Here is an 18,572-nt window from a genome sequence, read left to right on the forward strand (position 1 = left end):
GGCCGCGCCCGGGGAAGAGGGCGCGGCCGGCCGGTGTGTCAGAAGAGCCGCAGTTTGTCGTCGTCGATGCCGCGCAGCGCCTCGTAGTCGAGCGTCACGCACCGGATTCCCCGGTCCGTGGCCAGCGTGCGGGCCTGGGGCTTGATCTCCTGGGCCGCGAACACGCCCCGCACCGGAGCCAGCAGCGGGTCGCGGTTGAGCAGCTCCAGGTAGCGCGTGAGCTGCTCGACGCCGTCGATCTCCCCCCGCCGCTTGATCTCCACGGCGATCGTGCCGCCGTCCGCGTCGCGGCCGAGGATGTCCACCGGGCCGATCGCCGTGGGGTACTCGCGGCGGATCAGCGTGCACCCCTCGCCCAGCGTGTCCATGCGGTCCGCGAGCAGCTCCTGGAGGTGTGCCTCCACGCCGTCCTTGATCAGCCCCGGGTCGACGCCCAGTTCGTGCGACGAGTCGTGCAGTATCTCCGCCATCGTGATGATGAGCTTCTCGCCCGCCTTGTTCTCCACCGTCCACACCGGAGTCCCGTCCGGCGTGCTCTCCTTGAGCGTGCAGGGCGGGGACATCCAGTTGAGCGGCTTGTACGCCCGGTCGTCGGCGTGGATCGACACGGAGTTGTCCGCCTTGACCAGGATCAGCCGTGGTGCGAGGGGGAGATGGGCGGTGAGCCGGCCGGCGTAGTCGACCGAGCAGCGGGCGATGACGAGACGCATGGGGTCAGCCTAGAGGGCCGCCGGAGGCCGGATCACACCACGACCGACGGACGCCTCGCCCCGGACGCCTCGCCCCGGCCGCCGCCGTCGGCCCGGTCACCGCCGCCGTCGCCCGCGTCGCCGTCAGGGCCGCCGTGGCCGTCGTCGATCAGCGTCGCCTCGTCGAACGGCACGTTCCCGGCGAGGACTTCGCGCATCCGGCCCTTGTCGACCTCCTGGGTCCACGTGCCGATGACGACGGTGGCGACCGCGTTGCCCGCGAAGTTGGTCAGGGCCCTGGCCTCGCTCATGAAACGGTCGATGCCGACGATCAGCCCGACGCCGTCGAGGAGTTCCGGCCGGTGCGACTGCAGGCCGCCGGCCAGGGTGGCCATGCCCGCGCCGGTCACGCCCGCCGCGCCCTTCGAGGCGATGATCATGAAGCCGAGCAACGAGACCTGCTCCCCGAGCGACAGCGGGTCGCCCATCGCCTCGGCGATGAACAGTGAGGCCATGGTGAGGTAGATCGCCGTGCCGTCGAGATTGAACGAGTAGCCCGTCGGCACGGTGATGCCGACGACGGGGCGGCTGACGCCCGCGTGCTCCATCTTCGCGATCAGGCGCGGCAGCGCCGACTCCGACGACGACGTGGACAGGATCAGCAGGAACTCACGGCCGAGGTAGCGCAGCAGCGCGAAGATGTTCACCCCGGCGACCACGCGCAGCACCAGCCCGAGGATGACGAACACGAAGATCAGACAGGTCGCGTAGAAGCCGAACATGATGACGGCCAGCGACCGCAGCGCGTCCGTGCCGGTCTCACCGACCACGGCCGCGATCGCGCCGAACGCGCCGACCGGCGCCAGCCACATGATCATGGCCAGAACGCGGAACACGACCCGCTGGAGGAGCCCGATGCCGCGCAGCACCGGCTCGCCCGCCGGGCCGAGGCCCTGGAGCGCGAAGCCGACCAGCAGGGCGATCAGCAGCGTCTGGAGGACCTCGCCCTCGGTGAGGGCGGACACCATCGTCGTCGGGATGATCCCGAGCAGGAAGTCCGTGGTCGACTCGTGCGCGCCCTCGGCCTGCGCCGCGCCCGCGTCCCGCGTCGCCTCGGTGAGGTGCAGCCCGGAGCCCGGCTCCAGCAGGTTGCCCACCAGCAGACCGATGGCCAGGGCGAACGTCGACATGACGAGGAAGTAGCCGAGCGCGAGACCGCCCACCGCGCCGACCTTGGCCGCCTTCCTGACCGAGCCGATGCCCAGCACGATCGTGCAGAAGATCACCGGCGAGATCATCATCTTGATCAGGTCGACGAACCCGGTGCCGAGCGGCTTCAGCTCGACGCCGGCGTCCGGGGCCGCCAGCCCGACCGCGATACCGGCGGCGACCGCCAGGATCACGGCGATGTACAGAAAGTGCGTCCGGTCACGTCTGGGGCCGGGGGTCGCGGTCGTGGTCACCGTCTCGGTCACGGTGGCAGCCTCCTCGTCGTCGTGGAGTGCGAGTGGGGAGTGGGGATCGGGGACATCGGGGGTCCGGATGGTGGACGCGGCGCGCCGCGTTCCCGTGACTATTCACCCAGGTGAGACGGCCGTCACGTTTCCGTTCATAGCGTTCGCGCTCCCGCGACCTGCTCCTTTGCCGCGACCGACGGGTTTCGGCCATCGTCACGGTCCGGGCACACTGGCGGCATGCGACTGCCTCGCCCGCCCCGTCCGCGCAGCCTGGCCGGCCAGCTCTTCGCCATGCAGATCGTGCTGGTCACCGTCGTGGTGGCGGTCTGCGCGCTGTTCACCTACCTCACGGACCGGGCGCAGGCCGACCGGGCCGCGCGGGACCTGGTGACCGCCGCGGCCCGGGGCGTCGCGGGCTCTCCCTCGGTGCGGGCGGCGGTGGCCTCGGACGATCCGACGGCGCGGCTCCAGCCGTTCGCGGAGCAGGTCCGGCGGGACACCGGGATCACTTTTGTGACGATCATGGATCCCGGCGGCATCCGGTGGACCCACCCCGATCCGGAGCGGATCGGGGAGAAGTTTGTCGGCCACATCGGGCCGGCGCTGGCGGGCGAGACCTTCACCGAGACCTACACCGGCACCCTCGGCCGCTCGGTCCGCGCGGTCACCCCGGTCCGCGACGAGAACGGCGAGATCGTGGCGCTCGTCAGCGCCGGTCTCGCCGTGGAGGAGATCGGGGACCGGGTCGCCCGGCAGGTGACCGCCCTGATCGGGGTGGCCGCGGGGACCCTGGCCCTCGGCGGCCTCGGCACCTACGCCGTCAACGCCCGGCTGCGGCGCCACACCCACGGCATGAACGCCCGGGAGCTGAGCCGGTTGCACGACTACCACCAGGCCACCTTGCACGCCGTGCGGGAGGGCCTGCTGCTCCTCGACGGCGACGGCCGGATCGCGCTGATCAACGACGCGGGCCGGGAGCTGCTCGGCCTGACCGGGGACCAGGTCGGCCGGCACGCCGCCGGTCTCGGCCTGCCCGCGCCGCTGACCGAGACCCTGCTGTCCGCCGAGCCCCGGGTGGACGAGGTGCACGTGACGGAGGACCGCGTCGTCGTCGTCAACACCTCCCCGGTCTCCGGCGGCGAACGGCACGGCACCGTGGTGACCCTGCGCGACCACACCGAACTCCAGGCGCTGGCCGGGGAGCTGGACTCGGTGCGCGGCTTCGCGGAGGCGCTGCGCTCCCAGGCGCACGAGGCGGCCAACCGCCTGCACGCCGTCGTCTCGCTCATCGAGCTGGGCCGGGCCGAGGAGGCCGTCGACTTCGCCACCGCGGAGTTGGAGCTGGCGCAGGCGCTGACCGACCAGGTGGTGGGCGCCGTCGGCGAACCGGTGCTCGCGGCGCTGCTGCTGGGCAAGGCGGCACAGGCGAACGAGCGGGGCGTGACGCTGGAGCTGGCCGCGGACAGCCGGATCGACGACGGCCTGCTGCCCGCCTCGCTCCCCGCCCGGGACCTGGTGACCATCCTGGGCAATCTCCTGGACAACGCCGTGGACGCCGCCCTGGAGGGCGCCGGGGCCCGCCCCCCGCACGTCACCGTGACGGTCCGCGCCACCGGGGACGAGCTGCTGCTGTCGGTGCGCGACTCCGGCACCGGCCTGGACCCGGAGCGGGCCGCCGACGCCTTCCGCCGGGGCTGGTCCACCAAGGGCGAGAGCCGCGGCCTGGGCCTGGCCCTCGTCGGCCAGGCCGTGCGGCGCAACCACGGCACCCTCGGCACCGCGCGCGCCCCGGACGGCGGGGCCGTGTTCACCGTGCGGCTGCCGCTGCGCGCGGGGGCGGCGGTCCCGACGTGACCGGCGGCCCGCCCGAGCCCGCGATCCGGGTCCTCGTCGTCGAGGACGACCCGCTGGCCGCCGAAGCCCACCGCCAGTACGTGGCGCGCGTGCCCGGGTTCACCGTGTGCGGCACGGCCCACACCGGCGCCCAGGCCCAGCGGCTGATGGACCACACGGCCGTCGACCTCCTGCTGCTCGACCTCTACCTGCCCGACGGCCACGGCCTGCGCCTGGTGCGCGCGCTGCGCGCCGCCGGCCACCACGCGGACGTGATCGCGGTGACCTCGGCCCGCGACCTGGCCGTGGTGCGCGAGGGCGTCTCGCTGGGCGTCGTGCAGTACGTGCTGAAGCCGTTCGCCTTCGCGACGCTTCGCGACCGGCTCGTGCGCTATGCCGCGTTCCGCGCGGCGGTCGGCGAGGCGGCCGGACAGGAGGAGGTCGACCAGGCGCTGTCGGCGCTGCGCGCGCCCCGGCCCGCCGCGCTGCCCAAGGGCATGAGCGGGGCGACGCTCGCCGCCGTGACCCGCGTGCTGCGCGGCGCGGGCGAGGACGGCGTCACGGCGAGCGCGGCGGGCGAGGCCGCGGGGATCTCCCGGATCACCGCCCGCCGCTATCTGGAGCATCTCGTCGACGCCGGACGGGCCGAGCGCCGCCCGCGCTACGGGCACGTCGGCCGCCCCGAGCTGTACTACCGCTGGGTGGCCGAACACCGCTGACGGCCCGTCGGCTCCGGCCCTGGTGGGGCGGCAGGTGGCCATCGATATGGGTGGGATTCATGGGATTCGACTGTGGCCAGTTATGTGCCCAATCCACTGACATGCACGGGCCAGGGCCCCTACCGTTGATGCGGGAGGCGTCGCCGTCGCAACCGTCCGTGGACAGGACGAGCGCCCTGGCGGAGGTGCCTCCCGGCCTGTACGCCAGACCCCTTGGCCAGGGGTCGCGAGAGGAGAATCCATGTCGCTCGACGTCTCACCGGCTCTGCTTGAGCAGGCCGAGCGAGGCGAGGTCGACGAAGCCGCCTTCGTCGACTGCGTCCGAACTTCCCTGCCCTTCGCCTGGGACATGATCAGCACGCTGGTCGCCCGGCTCCAGGTGGACGGCGGTGAATTCGCCGACAACACCACCCCCCCGCCGGACGAGCAGGCGCGCGGCCAGCTTCTGCGCGCCCTGGCCAGTGACGCCATCCGGGGCGCGCTGGAACGTCACTTCGGAGTGAAGCTGGCCTTCCAGAACTGCCACCGGGTGGCCGTCTTCCCGCTCGGAGCCACGTCCGAGCCGTCCCTGAAGCGGTTCACATCCATACGCGGCCAGATCCTCAACCAGTCGCCGGAGCTGCGGGACTGCTGACGGCATGGGCTTCGGCCACCGCCGTCGTTCCCCGTGCTGCCGCCCCCCTCGGCTCCGCGTGAACCGGGAGGAGCGGCAGCACCTCGTCGGCGAGCCGGCGCACGTTCGTCTCCGTCGTCGCGGTGCCGCCCGAGCCCTCCACCAGCAGGGCGAAGCGGGTGATGCCGGTGCGCTCCGCCGTCGCCGCGAGCCGGTCCGCGCACAGCTGCGGCGGACCGACCGGGTGCAGCTCGCACAGCAGCTCCGTGTACGCGAGGGGGTCGCGCATCCGGCGCGGGCGTCCGTCCACGGTCCGGTGCGCGGCCAGACCCTGCCGCAGCCAGCCGGGCAGCGCCCGCCGCAGCGCCTCCACGGCCTCCGACTGGCTGTCGGCGACCTGGGCCACGCCGACCGACACGTGGTCGGCGGCGGCGATCGTGTCGCCGTCCACCCCGGCCTCGGCGGCGGCGGCCCGCCACAAGGCCACCATGTGGGCCTTCTCCTCGTCCCCGATGTGCATCCCCAGCAGCATCGGCAGTCCGCGCCGCGCGGCCTCCCGGACAGTGCCGGGGGAGGTGCAGGCCACCAGCACCGGCGGCCCGTCCGCGGCGCGGGGCACGACCGCGACCTCGCGGAAGCGGTAACGGTCCCCGTCCGCGCCGACGCTGGCCCCGCGCAGCCAGCGCAGCAGCAGGTCCAGCGACTCCGGGAACCCCTTCTCCAGCGCCTCGACCCCGCCGCCGAAGACCTCCAGATCGATCCACGGCCCGCCGCGTCCCACGCCGAGGGCGAACCGGCCCCCGGAGGCGATGTGCAGCAGCGCGGCCTGCTCGCCCAGGGCCACCGGGTGCGTGGTCGTCAGCACGCTGATCGCCGTGCCGACCCGGATGTGCCGGGTCCTGCCCAGCAGCAGCGCGGCCAGCGTGGTCGCCGAGGGACAGACCCCGTAGGGCACGAAGTGGTGCTCCGCCAGCCAGACGGCGTCGAGCCCCGTCTCGTCCGCGACCACCGCCGTCCGCACCGTCCGGTGCAGCGCCTCCGCGTCGCTCTGTCCCGGAAACCGGCCCGCCAGGGCGAATGCCCCGATCCGTAACGTCTTCATCGCCGTCACCCTCTCGCTCATGCGTTCGTCCACACGCATCACGGTTCCCCCATCGGCCCTAACGCATGACACGTGCCCTGGGCACGGGCCAGGGGCAGTTTTTTGATGATGGTCAGTCAGGGGTGGGGGTGCCGCGCGGTGCGTAGACTCGTGGTGCCTGCCTCAGTGGCCCCTGGGCCCGCCGAACGACTTCGAGGTGTTCCCGTGTCTCCGCGTCGCAACCGTCCGCCCGGCGGTCAGCAGCCCCGCAGCAACGGCGACGGCCCCCGCGGGTTCGGCCTGGAGCACACGGACGTGTGGCGGGGCGAGGAGTGGGTGGTGCGCCGGATAGCGGGCGCCGCCGCGGCGAAGCACTACCGCTGCCCGGGGTGCGACCAGGAGATTCCGCCGGGGGTGGCCCATGTCGTGGTCTGGCCCCGGCTCGGCGCCGTGGACGACCGCCGCCACTGGCACGGCGCGTGCTGGAACGCGCGGGACCGCAGGGGCGCCAGGGTCCTGCGGTCACGGAACGCGCCGCGCCACTGAGCGACGGCGCGCGGGCCCGGGCCGGCGCCGCCCGGCCCCGCGGACGCGCCATGCCCGCGCTGGGGCGCGGGCATGGCATCGGGCCGGGGCGTCAGGGCCGCCGGGTGTCAGACGTCGGTGGTGGTCAGCCGCGCGTAGGCGCCGACCAGGGCGGCCACGGTCACGGCGGCCAGCAGGCCGAGCAGCGGCCAGCCGGTGGCGGTCTCGTCGCCCTCCATCGGGATGCGGTAGAGGGAGGCCAGGCCGTTCAGCGGCGAGTACTCGATGAGCTTCTCGCGGGTCGACTGGAGGCTCTCGCCGGCCATGAAGAGCGCGGCCACCAGCGGCAGCAGCACGACGCCGAGCATGGTGGTGATGGCCCCGGCCGAGTGCCGCAGTAGCCCGCCCACGGCCAGGCCGAGCAGCCCCAGCAGCGAGACGTAGAGCGCGGCGCCGACCGTCGCGCCCATCCAGTGGCCACCGGTCGCCACCAGCTCGCCGTTCTCGATGGAGCCCTCCATGTACGGGTCGTCGGCGGCGTAGGAGGGCAGGATCTGGTCGCTGAGCATCGAGGAGTGGATCAGCCCGGTCAGCGCGCAGGCGATGAGCGTCATGGTGAAGGCGAGGAGGAAGAACACCAGCGCCTTGGCCAGCAGCACCCGGCCGCGCTGCGGGCAGGCGGTGAGGGTGGTGCGCATCATGCCGGTGCCGTACTCGGAGGAGATCACCAGGACGCCGAGGGTGATGACGCAGATCTGCCCGAACATCAGCCCGAAGAAGCCGCCGGACAGGAGCGGCATGCCCACGTAGTCCTCGCCGCTGAGCGCGGTCGCGTAGAGCAGGCCGATGCCGACGGTGAGCACGAACATGAGGACGAGCGTCCAGACCGTGGAGCGGACCGTGCGGATCTTGGTCCACTCCGAGGCGATGGCGTGCCCGAGGTGGGTGGGCCGGACGGGAATCGGCGAGGCGTATCCCGGCGCGGTGCCCGGCGCGGGCGGCGTGAACGGCGGTGCCTGCGGCGGAACGAGGGGCGGCGTGGTCATCGGACGTCCTCCGGGGCGGTGCTGTCCTGCGCGGGGCCCTGCGCAGGCGGGGCGGACGGTGGCGCGCCGGGCATGGCGCGGAGCTGCACGGTGCCGTGCGCGGGGCCGGGCGCGGGCGGCGCGGCCGGGGCGATGGGGAAGTCCGGCTCCTCCGGCTGCGGCGCGGCCGGAGCGGCGGGAGCGGACGGCGCGCCGGGCATGGCCCGGAGCTGCATGGTGCCGGGCGGCGCCGCCGCCACCGGCGCGGCCGGAGCCGCGGGGGCGGCGGCGTACGGGGCCTGCGCCGTCGCGGGCGGCGCTCCGTACGGGCCCGCGGGGGCCGCCGGGGCGTACTGGAGGCCCGACCGCTGGTCCGCCGTCGAGCGGTAGTCCACCGCGCCCTGCGTCATCCGCATGTACGCCTCTTCCAGCGACGCCTGGTGCGGGGACAGCTCCCACAGCCGCGCGCCCGCCTCGTGAGCCAGGTCGCTGATCCGGGGCAGTTCGAGACCGACGACCCGCAGCGCGCCGTCCTGGTCCGGCGTGACGTGGCCGCCCGCCTCGGTCAGGGCACGCACCAGCGCCTCGTGCTGCTCCCGTTCGCCGTCCGGGGTGCGGACCCGGGCGAAGCCCGTGGAGTTCTGCCGGATGAAGTCCTGCACCGGCATGTCCGCCATCAACTGCCCGCGCCCGATGACGATCAGGTGGTCGGCCGTCTGCGCCATCTCGCTCATCAGGTGGCTGGAGACGAACACCGTCCGGCCCTCGGCCGCCAGCCGCCGCATCAGGTTGCGGACCCAGAGGATGCCCTCCGGGTCGAGCCCGTTGACCGGCTCGTCGAAGAGCAGCACCTGCGGGTCGCCCAGCAGCGCCGCGGCGATGCCCAGCCGCTGGCCCATGCCGAGCGAGAACGCCTTGGACCGCTTGCGCGCCACGTCCTGGAGCCCCACCACGCCCAGCACCTCGTCCACGCGCCGGGCCGGGATACCGGAGAGCTGGGCCAGGCACAGCAGGTGCGCCCGCGCGCTGCGCCCGCCGTGCTTGGCGTTCGCGTCCAGCAGCGCGCCCACCTGGCGCGGCGCGTTCGGGAGCTGCCGGTACGGGTAGCCGCCGATCGTGACGCTGCCCCCGGTCGGCTCGTCCAGCCCGAGGATCATGCGCATGGTGGTGCTCTTGCCGGCGCCGTTCGGGCCCAGGAAGCCCGTCACCTTGCCCGGCTGCACCCGGAACGTCAGGTTGTACACGGCCGTCTTCGAGCCGTAGCTCTTCGTCAGGCCGACTGCCTCGATCATCCTGCCTGCCTCACCCGCCCCAGCGGATCTCGTCCCCAATAGGTGTACGACCATATCGGCTGCCTGGAGGGGTGGGTGTCACGCGTCGCGTTTCCGGAGCACGAGAAAGCCCGCGAGCAGCGCGGCGGCGATCCAGACCAGCATGATGGTCAGGCCGCCCCACGGGCCGTACGGGCGCTCCCCGTCGTCCACCACCCGCATGATCCGGGAGCCCGCCTGGTCGGGCAGGTAGTCCCCGATCTTCTCCGTCGCCGAGACGTTGGCCAGGATGCTGGAGATGAGGAAGAAGAACGGCATCAGCACCCCGAACGACAGCATCGGGCTGCGCAGCGCCCAGGCGACGCCCATCGCGAACAGTGCGATCAGCCCCAGGTAGAGACCGGCGCCCGACACCGCGCGCAGCACGCCGGGCTCCCCGAGGTCCGTGCGGTGCCCGCCCAGCGCCGCCTGCCCGAGGAAGAACGTCAGGAAACCGGTGGCCAGTCCGACCGGCAGGGCGAGCGCCGTCGCCACGGCGACCTTCGCCGTCATCAGGACCCCGCGCCGGGGGACGGCGGCGAGGGAGGCGCGGATCATGCCGGTGCTGTACTCGCCCGACACCACCAGGACGCCGTAGGCGATCATCGCGAGCTGCCCCAGCGCGATGCCCGCGAAGCTGGTCGCGGTCGGGTCGAACGTCAGCCGGTCGGCGCGCGACAGGTCCTCGTACGTGGTGCGGACGAGCAGGCTGATCAGGGTGCCGAGCGCCGCCGTCACCACCAGGGCGGTGGCCAGCGTCCAGAGCGTGGAGCGGACCGACCTGATCTTCGTCCACTCCGACAGCAGGACCCGGCCGAAGCCCGTCACCCGTCGGCCCCCCGCCCGGCTCCCGAGCCGGCTCCGGGCCCGGGCCCGGACGCGGAGCCGGGCCCGGACCCGGACGCGGCCGGGAACTCGGCCTGGAACTCGACCGATTCCCGCGTCAGCCGCATGAACGCCTCCTCCAGCGACGCCTGCCGGGGACTCAGCTCGTGCAGCACCAGCCCGTGCGCGGCGGCCAGCTCCCCGATCCGGGCGGCCGGCGCGCCCTCCACCTCGATGCCGCCGTCCGGCCGCCGCTCGCCCGTCAGCCCGGCGCCGGCCAGCGCGCCGAGCAGCCGCTCCGGCTCGGGGGTGCGGACCCGGACGAAGGTCCGCGCGTTCTCCTCGATGAACCGGGCCATGCCCGTGTCCGCCAGCAGCCTGCCCCGGCCGATGACGACCAGGTGGTCGGCCGTCTGCGCCATCTCGCTCATCAGGTGGCTGGAGACGAACACCGTCCGGCCCTCGGCCGCCAGGCTCCGCATCAGGTTCCGGATCCAGTGGATGCCCTCCGGGTCGAGCCCGTTGACCGGCTCGTCGAACATCAGGATCCGCGGATCTCCGAGCAGCGCGCTCGCGATGCCCAGCCGCTGGCCCATGCCGAGGGAGAAGCCCCTCGGCCGCTTGCGCCCCACGCCCGACAGGCCCACCAGCTCCAGCACCTCACCGACGCGCCGCCGGGGGATGCCGTTGCTCTGCGCCAGGCACAGCAGATGGTGGTGGGCGGGGCGCCCCGGGTGGGCGGCCCTGGCCTCCAGCAGCGCGCCGATGGTGGTGAGCGGGTCCGGCAGCCGCGCGTACGGCCGGCCGTCGACCAGCACCTCGCCGCTCGTGGGCCGGTCCAGCCCGAGGATCATGCGCATGGTGGTCGACTTGCCGGCGCCGTTGGGTCCGAGGAAGCCGGTGACCAGGCCGGGCCGCACGGCGAACGTCAGCCCGTCCACCGCCGTCGTCGCGCCGTATCGCTTCGTCAGTCCCGCCAGCTCGATCACGGTTGCGCCGTTGGAGTGGCGAGGTGCGCGCGGGGTCAGCGGGTCTGCTGCGCGGGCACGCCCTTCGACAGGCCCTCGTCCGCGTCGTCGTCGCCCAGCGTGGCGGCGGCGACCTGAGCCCCGGTCAGGGTGGCCAGCATCTCGCGCACGTTGGTGAGCTGCGCGTTGATGCTGTCGCGGCGGTTGGTCAGAGCGGCCAGCTCGCGCTCGGACTCGCTGCGGATGCGGTCGGCCTTGGCGTTGGCGTCGGCCACGATGTCCTCGGCCTGCCGCTGCGCGGTCTCGACGGTCTGGCGGGCGCGGCGCTCGGCGTCCGTGCGCAGCTTCTCCGCCTCCAGGCGGAGCTGCTCGGCGCGGTGCTCGATCTCCGCGAGCCGCTTCTCCGCCTTGGCCTGACGGGACGCAAGGTCACGCTCGGACTGCTCGCGGCGCTTGGCCAGGTTGGTCTCGAAGTCGGCCGCGGCCTGGGCGGCCTTGGCACGGGTGTCCTCGAAGAGGGCCTCCGCCTCCTCGCGCTTGGCCTGGGCGTCCTTGTCGGCCTCGGCACGCAGGGCAGCCGCGTCGCCCTGGGCCTTCTCGACGATGCGCGAGCCCTCTTCCTCGGCCTTGGCCTTGCGCTCGGCGGCGTACGCCTCGGCGTCGTTGCGCACCTGCTGCGCGGCGCCCTCGGCCAGCTCCCGGTGCTGCTCGGCGGCGCGTCGGGCCTCCTCGCGCAGGTCCTTCGCCTCCTCCTCGGCGAGGCGGAGGATCTTCTCGACACGGGCGCCGAGCCCGGCGTAGGAGGGCTCGGCGTCGCTGATCTGGGCCTGGGCGTTCTGAGTTTCGAGGTGGAGCTCCTCGATCCGCTTCTCGAGGGAGGTGATACGAGCCAGAGCGCTGTCACGGTCGGCGACGAGCTTCGCGATGCGGTCGTCAACCTGGCTGCGCTCGTAACCACGCCGCACGAGCTCGAAGCCGAAGGGGGAGGATTGTTCGCTGCTCATGGAGTTCCTGTCGATTCCAGACGGGTGAGTCGGTTGGTGATCTGGGGGGCCTGGGCGTTCAGCGCTTCGAGGTCGAGCTCCTAAGCCTTCGCTTCAGACGGGTCCATGCCCTCGGGAGCTTCATCCTAGGGGGCGAACCGGCGTGTCTTCGAGCGGATCGCGTTTCTCTGTGGAGAATGTACGCTCCCTCCGCCCGCCGCGCCCGTCCGGCAGCCGCGGGGGCCGCCGCCCGTCAGCCGCCGGGCCGCTTCCCGCCCGACCTGGGCGCGCCCGCGCCCGCGCCCGCGGTGACCGTGCCGGCGTCCTTGCCGCCGGGCTTCGGCGCCTCGAAGGACTCAAGGGCCTCCAACACGTCCTGCACGCGGGAGATTTCGGCGTTGATGTCCTCACGCCTGCGGGCAAGCTTGTCCAGCTCACGCTTGCCCTCCTCCACCATGCGCTTGGCGTCCCGCTCGGCCTCGGCGCGCATCTGCTGCACCTCGCGCAGCACCCCCGACCGCTGCCGCTCGGCGTCCTTCAGCAACGCCTCCGCCTTCTTCACCGCGGCGATACGTACCTTACTCGCTTCGGCGTTGGCCTCCGCGACCAGCTTCTCGGCCTGCGTCCTGGCCTCCGCGCGCTGCTCCTCGGCGGCCTTCATCAGCTTGTCCACGCGCTCGCCGGCCGCCCGCGCCTGCTCGGCCGACTCGCGGCGGGCCCGGTCGTGCAGCTCCTCGATCTCCGCGTCGACCCGCCCGCGCAGCTCCTCGGCCCGCTCCCTTATGGCGGCGGCGTCCCGACGGGCCTCCTCCAGCAGGCGGTTGGCGTCCGCGCGGGAGGTCTCCACCAGATCGCCGCCGGCCTCCTGCGCCTCGCTGATGACGCGGTTCGCCTCCTTGCGGGCCGCCGCCACCATCGTGTCCGACTGCTCCTCGGCCGTCGCCGTGATGCGCAGCGCCTCCTCCTGCGCCTTCGCCAGCAACTCGTCGGCCTGCGCCGCGGCTTCGCTCCGCTTGCGGGCCGCCTCCCGGCGCGCCCGGTCCGCCAGCGCGTCGGCCTCGGACCGGGTCCGCTCGGCCTCCTCGGCGGCGCCGGAACGCAGCCGTTCCGACTCGGCGATGGCCTCCTTGACGGTCCGTTCCGCCAGTGCGGAGGCGGCCTCCTTCTCCTCGGCGGACTCCCGGAGCACCCGGGCCGCCTCCCGCTCCGCCTCCGCGCGGTGGGTCGCGATCTCGGCCTCGGCCGCCTCGCGCAGCCCGGACACCGAGTCCCGCACCTGCTGGGCCTTGTGCTCGGCGGCGGCCACCAGGGTCTCCGCCCGGCGCTCCGCCTCGTCCATCCGGGTGCGGGCGGTGGCCAGCAGCTCCTCGCTCTGCTCGTGCGCCTGCGCCCGCTCGCGGTGCGCGGCCTCGCGCGCGTCCGCCAGCAGCGCGTCCGCCTCCGAGCGCAGCCGGGCCGCCTCCTCGCGGGCCGCCGCCAGCGCCTCGGCCGCCTCGGCCGCCGTCCGCTCGGCAGCCGCCGCCGCGTCGGCCCGCAGCCGGTCGGCCGCCTGCCGCGCCTCGTCCCGCAGCCGGTCCGCCTCCGCGATGGCGTCGCCGCGCAGCCGCACGGCCAGCTCCTCGCCCTCGACGCGGAACCTGGCCGCGTCGGTGGCCGCCTCCTCGCGCGTCTGCTGGGCGGCCAGCTCCGCCTGCTCGGTCAGGGCCCGGATCCGCTCGGCGGCCTCCGCCCGCATCCGCTCGATCTCGGCCCCGGCCTCGGCCCGCAGCCGCTCGCCCTCGGCCCGGGCCCGGAGCAGCGCGTCCTCGGCCGCCGCGACCCGCTGCTCGGCCTCGCCGCGCAGCCGCTCGATCTCCGCCGCCGCCGCGTCCCGCTCGGCCTTCGCGGCGCTCTTGGCCTCCTCGCGCACCCGGCGCGCGAACTCCTCGGCCTCCTGCACCATCCGCTCGGCCTGCCGGCCCGCCTCGGCGAGCTGCTGCTCCGCCTCCGCGCGGGCCTTCTTCAGCGCCTGCTCGGCCTGGGTGCGCAGCGTGGTGGCGCGCTCGATCGCCTCGGTGCGGACCCGCTCGCTCTCGGCCGCCGCCGTCGCGCGCAGCTCCTCCGCGTCCGCCTTGGCCTGCGCGAGCAGCTCCTCGGCGCTGGCGGCGGCCTCCTCGATCTGGGAGACGGCCTCGCGGCGGGCCTCGGCGCGCAGCCGCTCGCCCTCCTCGGCCGCCTCCGCGCGCAGCTGCTCGGCCTCGCCGCGCAGCCGGCGCGCCTCCTCCTGGAGCTCGACCGTCTTGGCGCGGTACTCCTCGGTGTCGCTCTGCGCCGCGCCCTTGAGCTGCTCGGCCACGTCGTGCGCCTCGGCGCGCAGCCGGTCCGCCTCGGCCTCGGCCTCCGCGCGCAGCCGCTCGGCCTCCTCGGCGGCGGCCCGGGTGGTGGCCTGCGCCTCCTGGGCGGCCTTGTTGAGCACCTCTTCGGCGGTGCGGGCCGCGTCGGCGAGCTGGGCCGCGTACTCCTCGGCCGACTTGGACCGGGCCTCCTCGGCCGCCTCGGCGAACACCTGCTCGGCGCGCGCCCTGGCGTCGTCCAGCGCCTGCTGCGCCTCGGCCCTGCGGTTCTCCGCGTCGCGGGTGGCCTCGCTGACCATCCGGGCGACCTCGGCCTTGGCGGTCGCCGTGCGCTGCTCGTACTCGGACTCGGCGGTGGCCCGCCGCTTCTCCGCCTCGGCGGTGGCCTCGGCCAGCAGCCGCTCGGCCTCCTCGCGGGCGGTGCGCAGCGCGTTCTCCGCCTCGGTGGCCTGCTCCTCCGCCTTGCGCATCAGCGCGGCGGCCTCGCGGCGCCCGGCGTCGGTGTCCTGCGCGGTGGAGGAGCGCAGCCGCTCGGCGTGCTCGGTGGTCTCCTGGGCCTGCGCGGAGGCGGCCGACAGCAGCCGCTCGGCGTCGGCGCGGGCCCGGCGCAGCAGCTCCTCGGCCTCCGCGCGGGCCGCCTCGGCCTCGGCGGCGAAGCGCGCCCTGGCCTCCTCGGTCAGCCGCAGCGCCTCGGCCCTGGCCTGCCCGATGGTCTGCTCCGCCTCGGCGCGGGTCTCCTCCAGCAGCCGGCGGGCCTGCGCCTCGCTGCGGGCGCGGAGCTGTTCGGCCCAGGCGACGTTCTCGTTGACGTGGGTTTCGACGGTGGAACGGCGCTGCGCCAGCTCCTCGTCCAGCCGCTGGCGCCTGCCGACGGCCTCGGCGTGCAGCTCGGCCTCCATCCGGGCGCGCTGCTCGGCGTGCTCCTGGAGGATCCGCTGCGTCCTGGCGCGGGCCTCGCGCAGCTCGCGCTCGGCGTCCGCGCGCATCTGGTCGGCCTGGTGCTGGGCGGTGCGCAGGAGCTGCTCGGCGTGGGCGGAGACGTCACCGTAGACAGGGCGCAGGGACAGCGCCCGGCGCACCTCGTGCAGCTTGGCGCGCAGCACCTCGACCTGGTAGCCGAGGTCGTCGGCGTGGTCGACCGCCTTGTCCCGCTCCTTCTTCAGCCGGTCCATCTCGGCTTCGAGCTGCGAGAGGTGGTCCTCAGCCTGGTAGGCGTCGTAGCCCCGCACTGCGCGGTCCCATCCGTCCCCTGGTCGTGGTGAAGCAGATCCGGTCATCATCCGGTCATCGGCCGAACGCGGGACGAGGGGGAGAAGCCCACAGCCCCGGCTGGGCCACTCTACCGGCCGGGGCAGCCCACGTCAGTGGCTGGAGGGGTCTGCGGACGGTTCCTGTGCGGCGGAAGTGACGAGTTCCGTGAGCACTCCGTGACAGTCCTTCGGGTGCAGGAAGGTGATGCGCGAGTTCATCGAACCGCGGCGCGGCTCGTCGTACAGGACCCGCACTCCCTTGCCCCGGATGGCGTCCGCGTCGCCGTCCACGTCGGCGGTGCCGAAGGCGATGTGGTGCACGCCCTCGCCGTTCTTCGCGAGCCACTTGCCCACGGCCGAGTCCTCGCGGGTCGGTTCGAGCAACTGGAGGTACGAAGCGCCGCCGTCGTCGGTACCGTTGATACGGAGCATGGCCTCCCGGACTCCCTGCTCCTCGTTCACCTCGGAGTGGAAGACCTCGAACCCGTACGTGGCCCGGTAGAACTCGACGGTGGCGTCAAGATCGAAACAGGCGATCCCGATGTGATCGATTCGCGTCAACATCTCCCCAGTGCACCGTCTTCACGTGCCGGTGCGCAACGTGCGCACTGTCACACGCACGCGCCGGTGACCCCCCGCGTCACGCTCTGTAGATTGGCGTAAACCCTCGTTTACTCCCGATTCCTCCGAGGAGTGCACCATGACAACTGCCAACGGCATCACCTCCGTGATCGTCGCGGGTGCCAGGACACCGATGGGCCGGCTGCTCGGCTCGCTGAAGTCGTTCTCCGGCGCCGACTTGGGGGGCTTCGCCATCAAGGCGGCCCTTGAGCGGGCCGGGATCTCGGGCGAGCAGGTGCAGTACGTGATCATGGGGCAGGTGCTGCAGGCCGGGGCAGGGCAGATCCCGGCGCGGCAGGCGGCCGTCAAGGGCGGCATCCCGATGACCGTTCCGGCGCTGACCGTCAACAAGGTGTGTCTCTCCGGCCTGGACGCCATCGCGCTGGCGGACCAGCTCATCCGCGCGGGCGAGTTCGACGTCATCGTCGCCGGCGGCCAAGAGTCCATGACCAACGCCCCGCACCTGCTGCCGAAGTCGCGCGACGGCTACAAGTACGGCTCGGTCGAGATCCTCGACTCCATGGCGCTCGACGGCCTCACCGACTTCGCCGAGAACGTCCCGATGGGCGCCTCGACGGAGAACTACAACGCGCGCCTGGGCCTCACCCGCGCCGAGCAGGACGCCATCGCCGCCCTGTCGCACCAGCGGGCCGCCGCCGCGCAGAAGAACGGCCTGTTCGAGGCCGAGATCACGCCCGTCGAGATCCCGCAGCGCAAGGGCGACCCGGTGGTGTTCTCGCAGGACGAGGGCATCCGTGCGGAGACCACGGAGGAGTCGCTGGCCAAGCTGCGCCCGGCGTTCAGCAAGGACGGCACCATCACGGCCGGTTCCGCCTCGCAGATCTCCGACGGCGCCGCGGCCGTGGTCGTGATGTCCAAGGCCAAGGCCGAGGAGCTGGGCCTCACCTGGCTGGCCGAGATCGGCCCGCACGGCAACGTGTCCGGCCCGGACAACTCGCTGCACTCGCAGCCCGCCAACGCCATCCTGCGCGCCCTGGACCGGGCCGGGCTGACCGTCGACGACCTCGACCTGATCGAGATCAACGAGGCGTTCGCCGCGGTCGCCGTCCAGTCAATGAAGGACCTGGGCGTCGGCACCGAAAAGGTGAACGTGAACGGTGGCGCCATCGCGCTCGGCCACCCCATCGGCATGTCCGGCGCCCGCCTGGTACTGCACCTGGCGCTGGAGCTGAAGCGGCGCGGCGGCGGCGTCGGCGCGGCCGGCCTGTGCGGCGGCGGCGGCCAGGGCGACGCGCTGATCGTGCGCGTGCCCAAGGCGTGACCGGGTAGCGAGAGTGAGTGGCGTCCGACGAGGAAAGCGGCGGTGACGGAAACGGTGACGGCGACGGGTGCGGTCGACGTGGCGGAGCTGGTGTCCCAGGCACGGGAGGGGCGGCCCAGGGCGGTGGCCCGGCTGATCTCCCTGGTGGAAGGAGCCTCGCCGCTGCTGCGCGAGGTGATGGCCGCGCTGGCGCCGCACACCGGCCACGCCTACGTCGTAGGTCTCACCGGCTCGCCGGGGGTCGGCAAGTCGACCTCGACGTCGGCGCTGGTCAGCGCGTACCGCCGGGCGGGGAAACGGGTCGGTGTGCTCGCCGTCGACCCGTCCTCGCCGTTCTCCGGCGGGGCGCTGCTCGGCGACCGGGTGCGGATGGGCGAACACGCCTCCGACCCCGGTGTCTACATCCGCTCCATGGCGACCCGCGGCCACCTCGGCGGCCTCGCCTGGGCGGCGCCGCAGGCGGTCCGGGTCCTGGACGCGGCCGGCTGCGACGTGGTCCTGGTGGAGACGGTCGGGGTCGGCCAGTCGGAGGTGGAGATCGCCTCCCAGGCCGACACCACGGTGGTGCTGCTCGCGCCCGGCATGGGCGACGGCATCCAGGCGGCGAAGGCGGGGATCCTGGAGGTCGGTGACGTCTTCGTGGTCAACAAGGCCGACCGGGACGGCGCGGACGCGACGGTCCGCGAGCTGAACCACATGCTGGGCCTCGGCGAGGCCCGCGCCCCCGGCGACTGGCGCCCGTCGATCGTGAAGACGGTCGCGGCGCGCGGCGAGGGCGTGGACGACGTGGTGGCGGCGCTGGAGAAGCACCACGCGTGGATGGAGGAGCACGGCGAACTGGCCGCCCGCCGCACGCGCCGGGCGGCCCACGAGGTGGAGACGATCGCCCTGACGGCCCTCCGCGAACGCATCGGCGACCTCCGCGGCGACCGCCGCCTCGGCGCCCTGGCCGACCGCATCGTCTCCGGCGACCTGGACCCCTACACAGCGGCGGACGAACTGATCGCGGGCGTGAAGGAAGCCTGACGGCCGCTTGGCCGGTGGTTTTTTCCCCCGCC

The 18,572-nt window shown here is 73.7% G+C and carries 16 protein-coding genes; 6 read left to right on the forward strand and 10 right to left on the reverse strand.

The annotated features are described in order from the left end of the window. Positions 1–38: 38 nt before the first annotated feature. Both nucS and ACSNOC_RS22725 read right to left on the reverse strand, forming a co-directional pair. Positions 39–710 (reverse strand): endonuclease NucS, encoded by a 672-nt coding sequence (gene nucS, locus ACSNOC_RS22720; protein WP_436749398.1) that lies wholly within the window; start codon positions 708–710, stop codon positions 39–41. A 32-nt stretch (positions 711–742) separates the two neighbouring features. Further along, complete coding sequence (locus ACSNOC_RS22725) at positions 743–2,164, reverse strand: cation:dicarboxylate symporter family transporter (protein WP_436749399.1); 1,422 nt, start codon at positions 2,162–2,164, stop codon at positions 743–745. A gap of 219 nt (positions 2,165–2,383) precedes the next feature. Here ACSNOC_RS22725 and ACSNOC_RS22730 point away from each other — a divergent pair, with 219 nt between their 5' ends. The 3 genes from ACSNOC_RS22730 (at position 2,384) to ACSNOC_RS22740 (ending at position 5,332) form a co-directional block, all read left to right on the forward strand. Beyond that, entirely contained in the window at positions 2,384–4,000 is a 1,617-nt protein-coding gene (locus tag ACSNOC_RS22730) for an ATP-binding protein (RefSeq protein ID WP_436749400.1), read from the forward strand. Continuing rightward, positions 3,997–4,698 carry a response regulator gene (locus tag ACSNOC_RS22735; RefSeq protein ID WP_436749401.1) on the forward strand — a complete coding sequence of 234 codons (702 nt, stop codon included), beginning with the start codon at positions 3,997–3,999 and terminating at the stop codon, positions 4,696–4,698. Before ACSNOC_RS22730 ends, ACSNOC_RS22735 begins: the two co-directional genes overlap by 4 nt. A 241-nt stretch (positions 4,699–4,939) precedes the next feature. After that, complete coding sequence (locus tag ACSNOC_RS22740) at positions 4,940–5,332, forward strand: SCO5389 family protein (RefSeq protein WP_436749402.1); 393 nt, start codon at positions 4,940–4,942, stop codon at positions 5,330–5,332. On the opposite strand, the gene ACSNOC_RS22745 is transcribed toward ACSNOC_RS22740, so the two are convergent. Further along, positions 5,301–6,434, reverse strand: a complete 1,134-nt coding sequence (locus tag ACSNOC_RS22745; protein ID WP_436749403.1) for an LLM class flavin-dependent oxidoreductase — start codon at positions 6,432–6,434, stop codon at positions 5,301–5,303. The genes ACSNOC_RS22740 and ACSNOC_RS22745 overlap by 32 nt on opposite strands. A 183-nt stretch (positions 6,435–6,617) precedes the next feature. Here ACSNOC_RS22745 and ACSNOC_RS22750 point away from each other — a divergent pair, with 183 nt between their 5' ends. Continuing rightward, positions 6,618–6,938, forward strand: coding sequence for an ATP/GTP-binding protein (locus ACSNOC_RS22750; RefSeq protein WP_436749404.1), 321 nt, complete (start codon positions 6,618–6,620; stop codon positions 6,936–6,938). A gap of 107 nt (positions 6,939–7,045) precedes the next feature. Here the strand turns inward: ACSNOC_RS22750 and ACSNOC_RS22755 are convergent, their stop codons facing one another. The 7 genes from ACSNOC_RS22755 to mce all read right to left on the reverse strand — a co-directional run bounded on the left by ACSNOC_RS22755 (position 7,046) and on the right by mce (position 16,175). Next, positions 7,046–7,963 carry an ABC transporter permease gene (locus ACSNOC_RS22755; RefSeq protein WP_436749405.1) on the reverse strand — a complete coding sequence of 306 codons (918 nt, stop codon included), beginning with the start codon at positions 7,961–7,963 and terminating at the stop codon, positions 7,046–7,048. Continuing rightward, on the reverse strand, positions 7,960–9,234 hold the full coding sequence (locus ACSNOC_RS22760; RefSeq protein ID WP_436749406.1) for an ABC transporter ATP-binding protein: 1,275 nt from the start codon (positions 9,232–9,234) through the stop codon (positions 7,960–7,962). Before ACSNOC_RS22760 ends, ACSNOC_RS22755 begins: the two co-directional genes overlap by 4 nt. A 78-nt stretch (positions 9,235–9,312) precedes the next feature. Next, positions 9,313–10,080, reverse strand: a complete 768-nt coding sequence (locus ACSNOC_RS22765) for an ABC transporter permease (protein ID WP_436749407.1) — start codon at positions 10,078–10,080, stop codon at positions 9,313–9,315. Next, the gene (locus ACSNOC_RS22770; protein ID WP_436749408.1) at positions 10,077–11,066 is read right to left on the reverse strand and encodes an ATP-binding cassette domain-containing protein; all 990 of its coding nucleotides are present in this window, start codon (positions 11,064–11,066) and stop codon (positions 10,077–10,079) included. The genes ACSNOC_RS22765 and ACSNOC_RS22770 overlap by 4 nt, the downstream gene beginning before the upstream one ends. Before the next feature lie 35 nt (positions 11,067–11,101). Further along, positions 11,102–12,049, reverse strand: a complete 948-nt coding sequence (locus ACSNOC_RS22775; protein ID WP_436749409.1) for a cellulose-binding protein — start codon at positions 12,047–12,049, stop codon at positions 11,102–11,104. A 232-nt stretch (positions 12,050–12,281) separates the two neighbouring features. After that, positions 12,282–15,590 carry a hypothetical protein gene (locus ACSNOC_RS22780; RefSeq protein WP_436749410.1) on the reverse strand — a complete coding sequence of 1,103 codons (3,309 nt, stop codon included), beginning with the start codon at positions 15,588–15,590 and terminating at the stop codon, positions 12,282–12,284. 132 nt (positions 15,591–15,722) lie between these two features. Next, complete coding sequence (mce, locus tag ACSNOC_RS22785) at positions 15,723–16,175, reverse strand: methylmalonyl-CoA epimerase (protein ID WP_436749411.1); 453 nt, start codon at positions 16,173–16,175, stop codon at positions 15,723–15,725. 136 nt (positions 16,176–16,311) lie between these two features. Between mce and ACSNOC_RS22790 the strand changes: the two genes are divergently transcribed. After that, the gene (locus ACSNOC_RS22790; RefSeq protein WP_436749412.1) at positions 16,312–17,514 is read left to right on the forward strand and encodes an acetyl-CoA C-acetyltransferase; all 1,203 of its coding nucleotides are present in this window, start codon (positions 16,312–16,314) and stop codon (positions 17,512–17,514) included. 42 nt (positions 17,515–17,556) lie between these two features. Beyond that, on the forward strand, positions 17,557–18,540 hold the full coding sequence (gene meaB, locus ACSNOC_RS22795; RefSeq protein WP_436749413.1) for a methylmalonyl Co-A mutase-associated GTPase MeaB: 984 nt from the start codon (positions 17,557–17,559) through the stop codon (positions 18,538–18,540). Positions 18,541–18,572: the final 32 nt, after the last annotated feature.

Origin of the sequence: Streptomyces sp. URMC 129, from assembly GCF_051386415.1 — a bacterium.
Classification (GTDB): domain Bacteria; phylum Actinomycetota; class Actinomycetes; order Streptomycetales; family Streptomycetaceae; genus Streptomyces.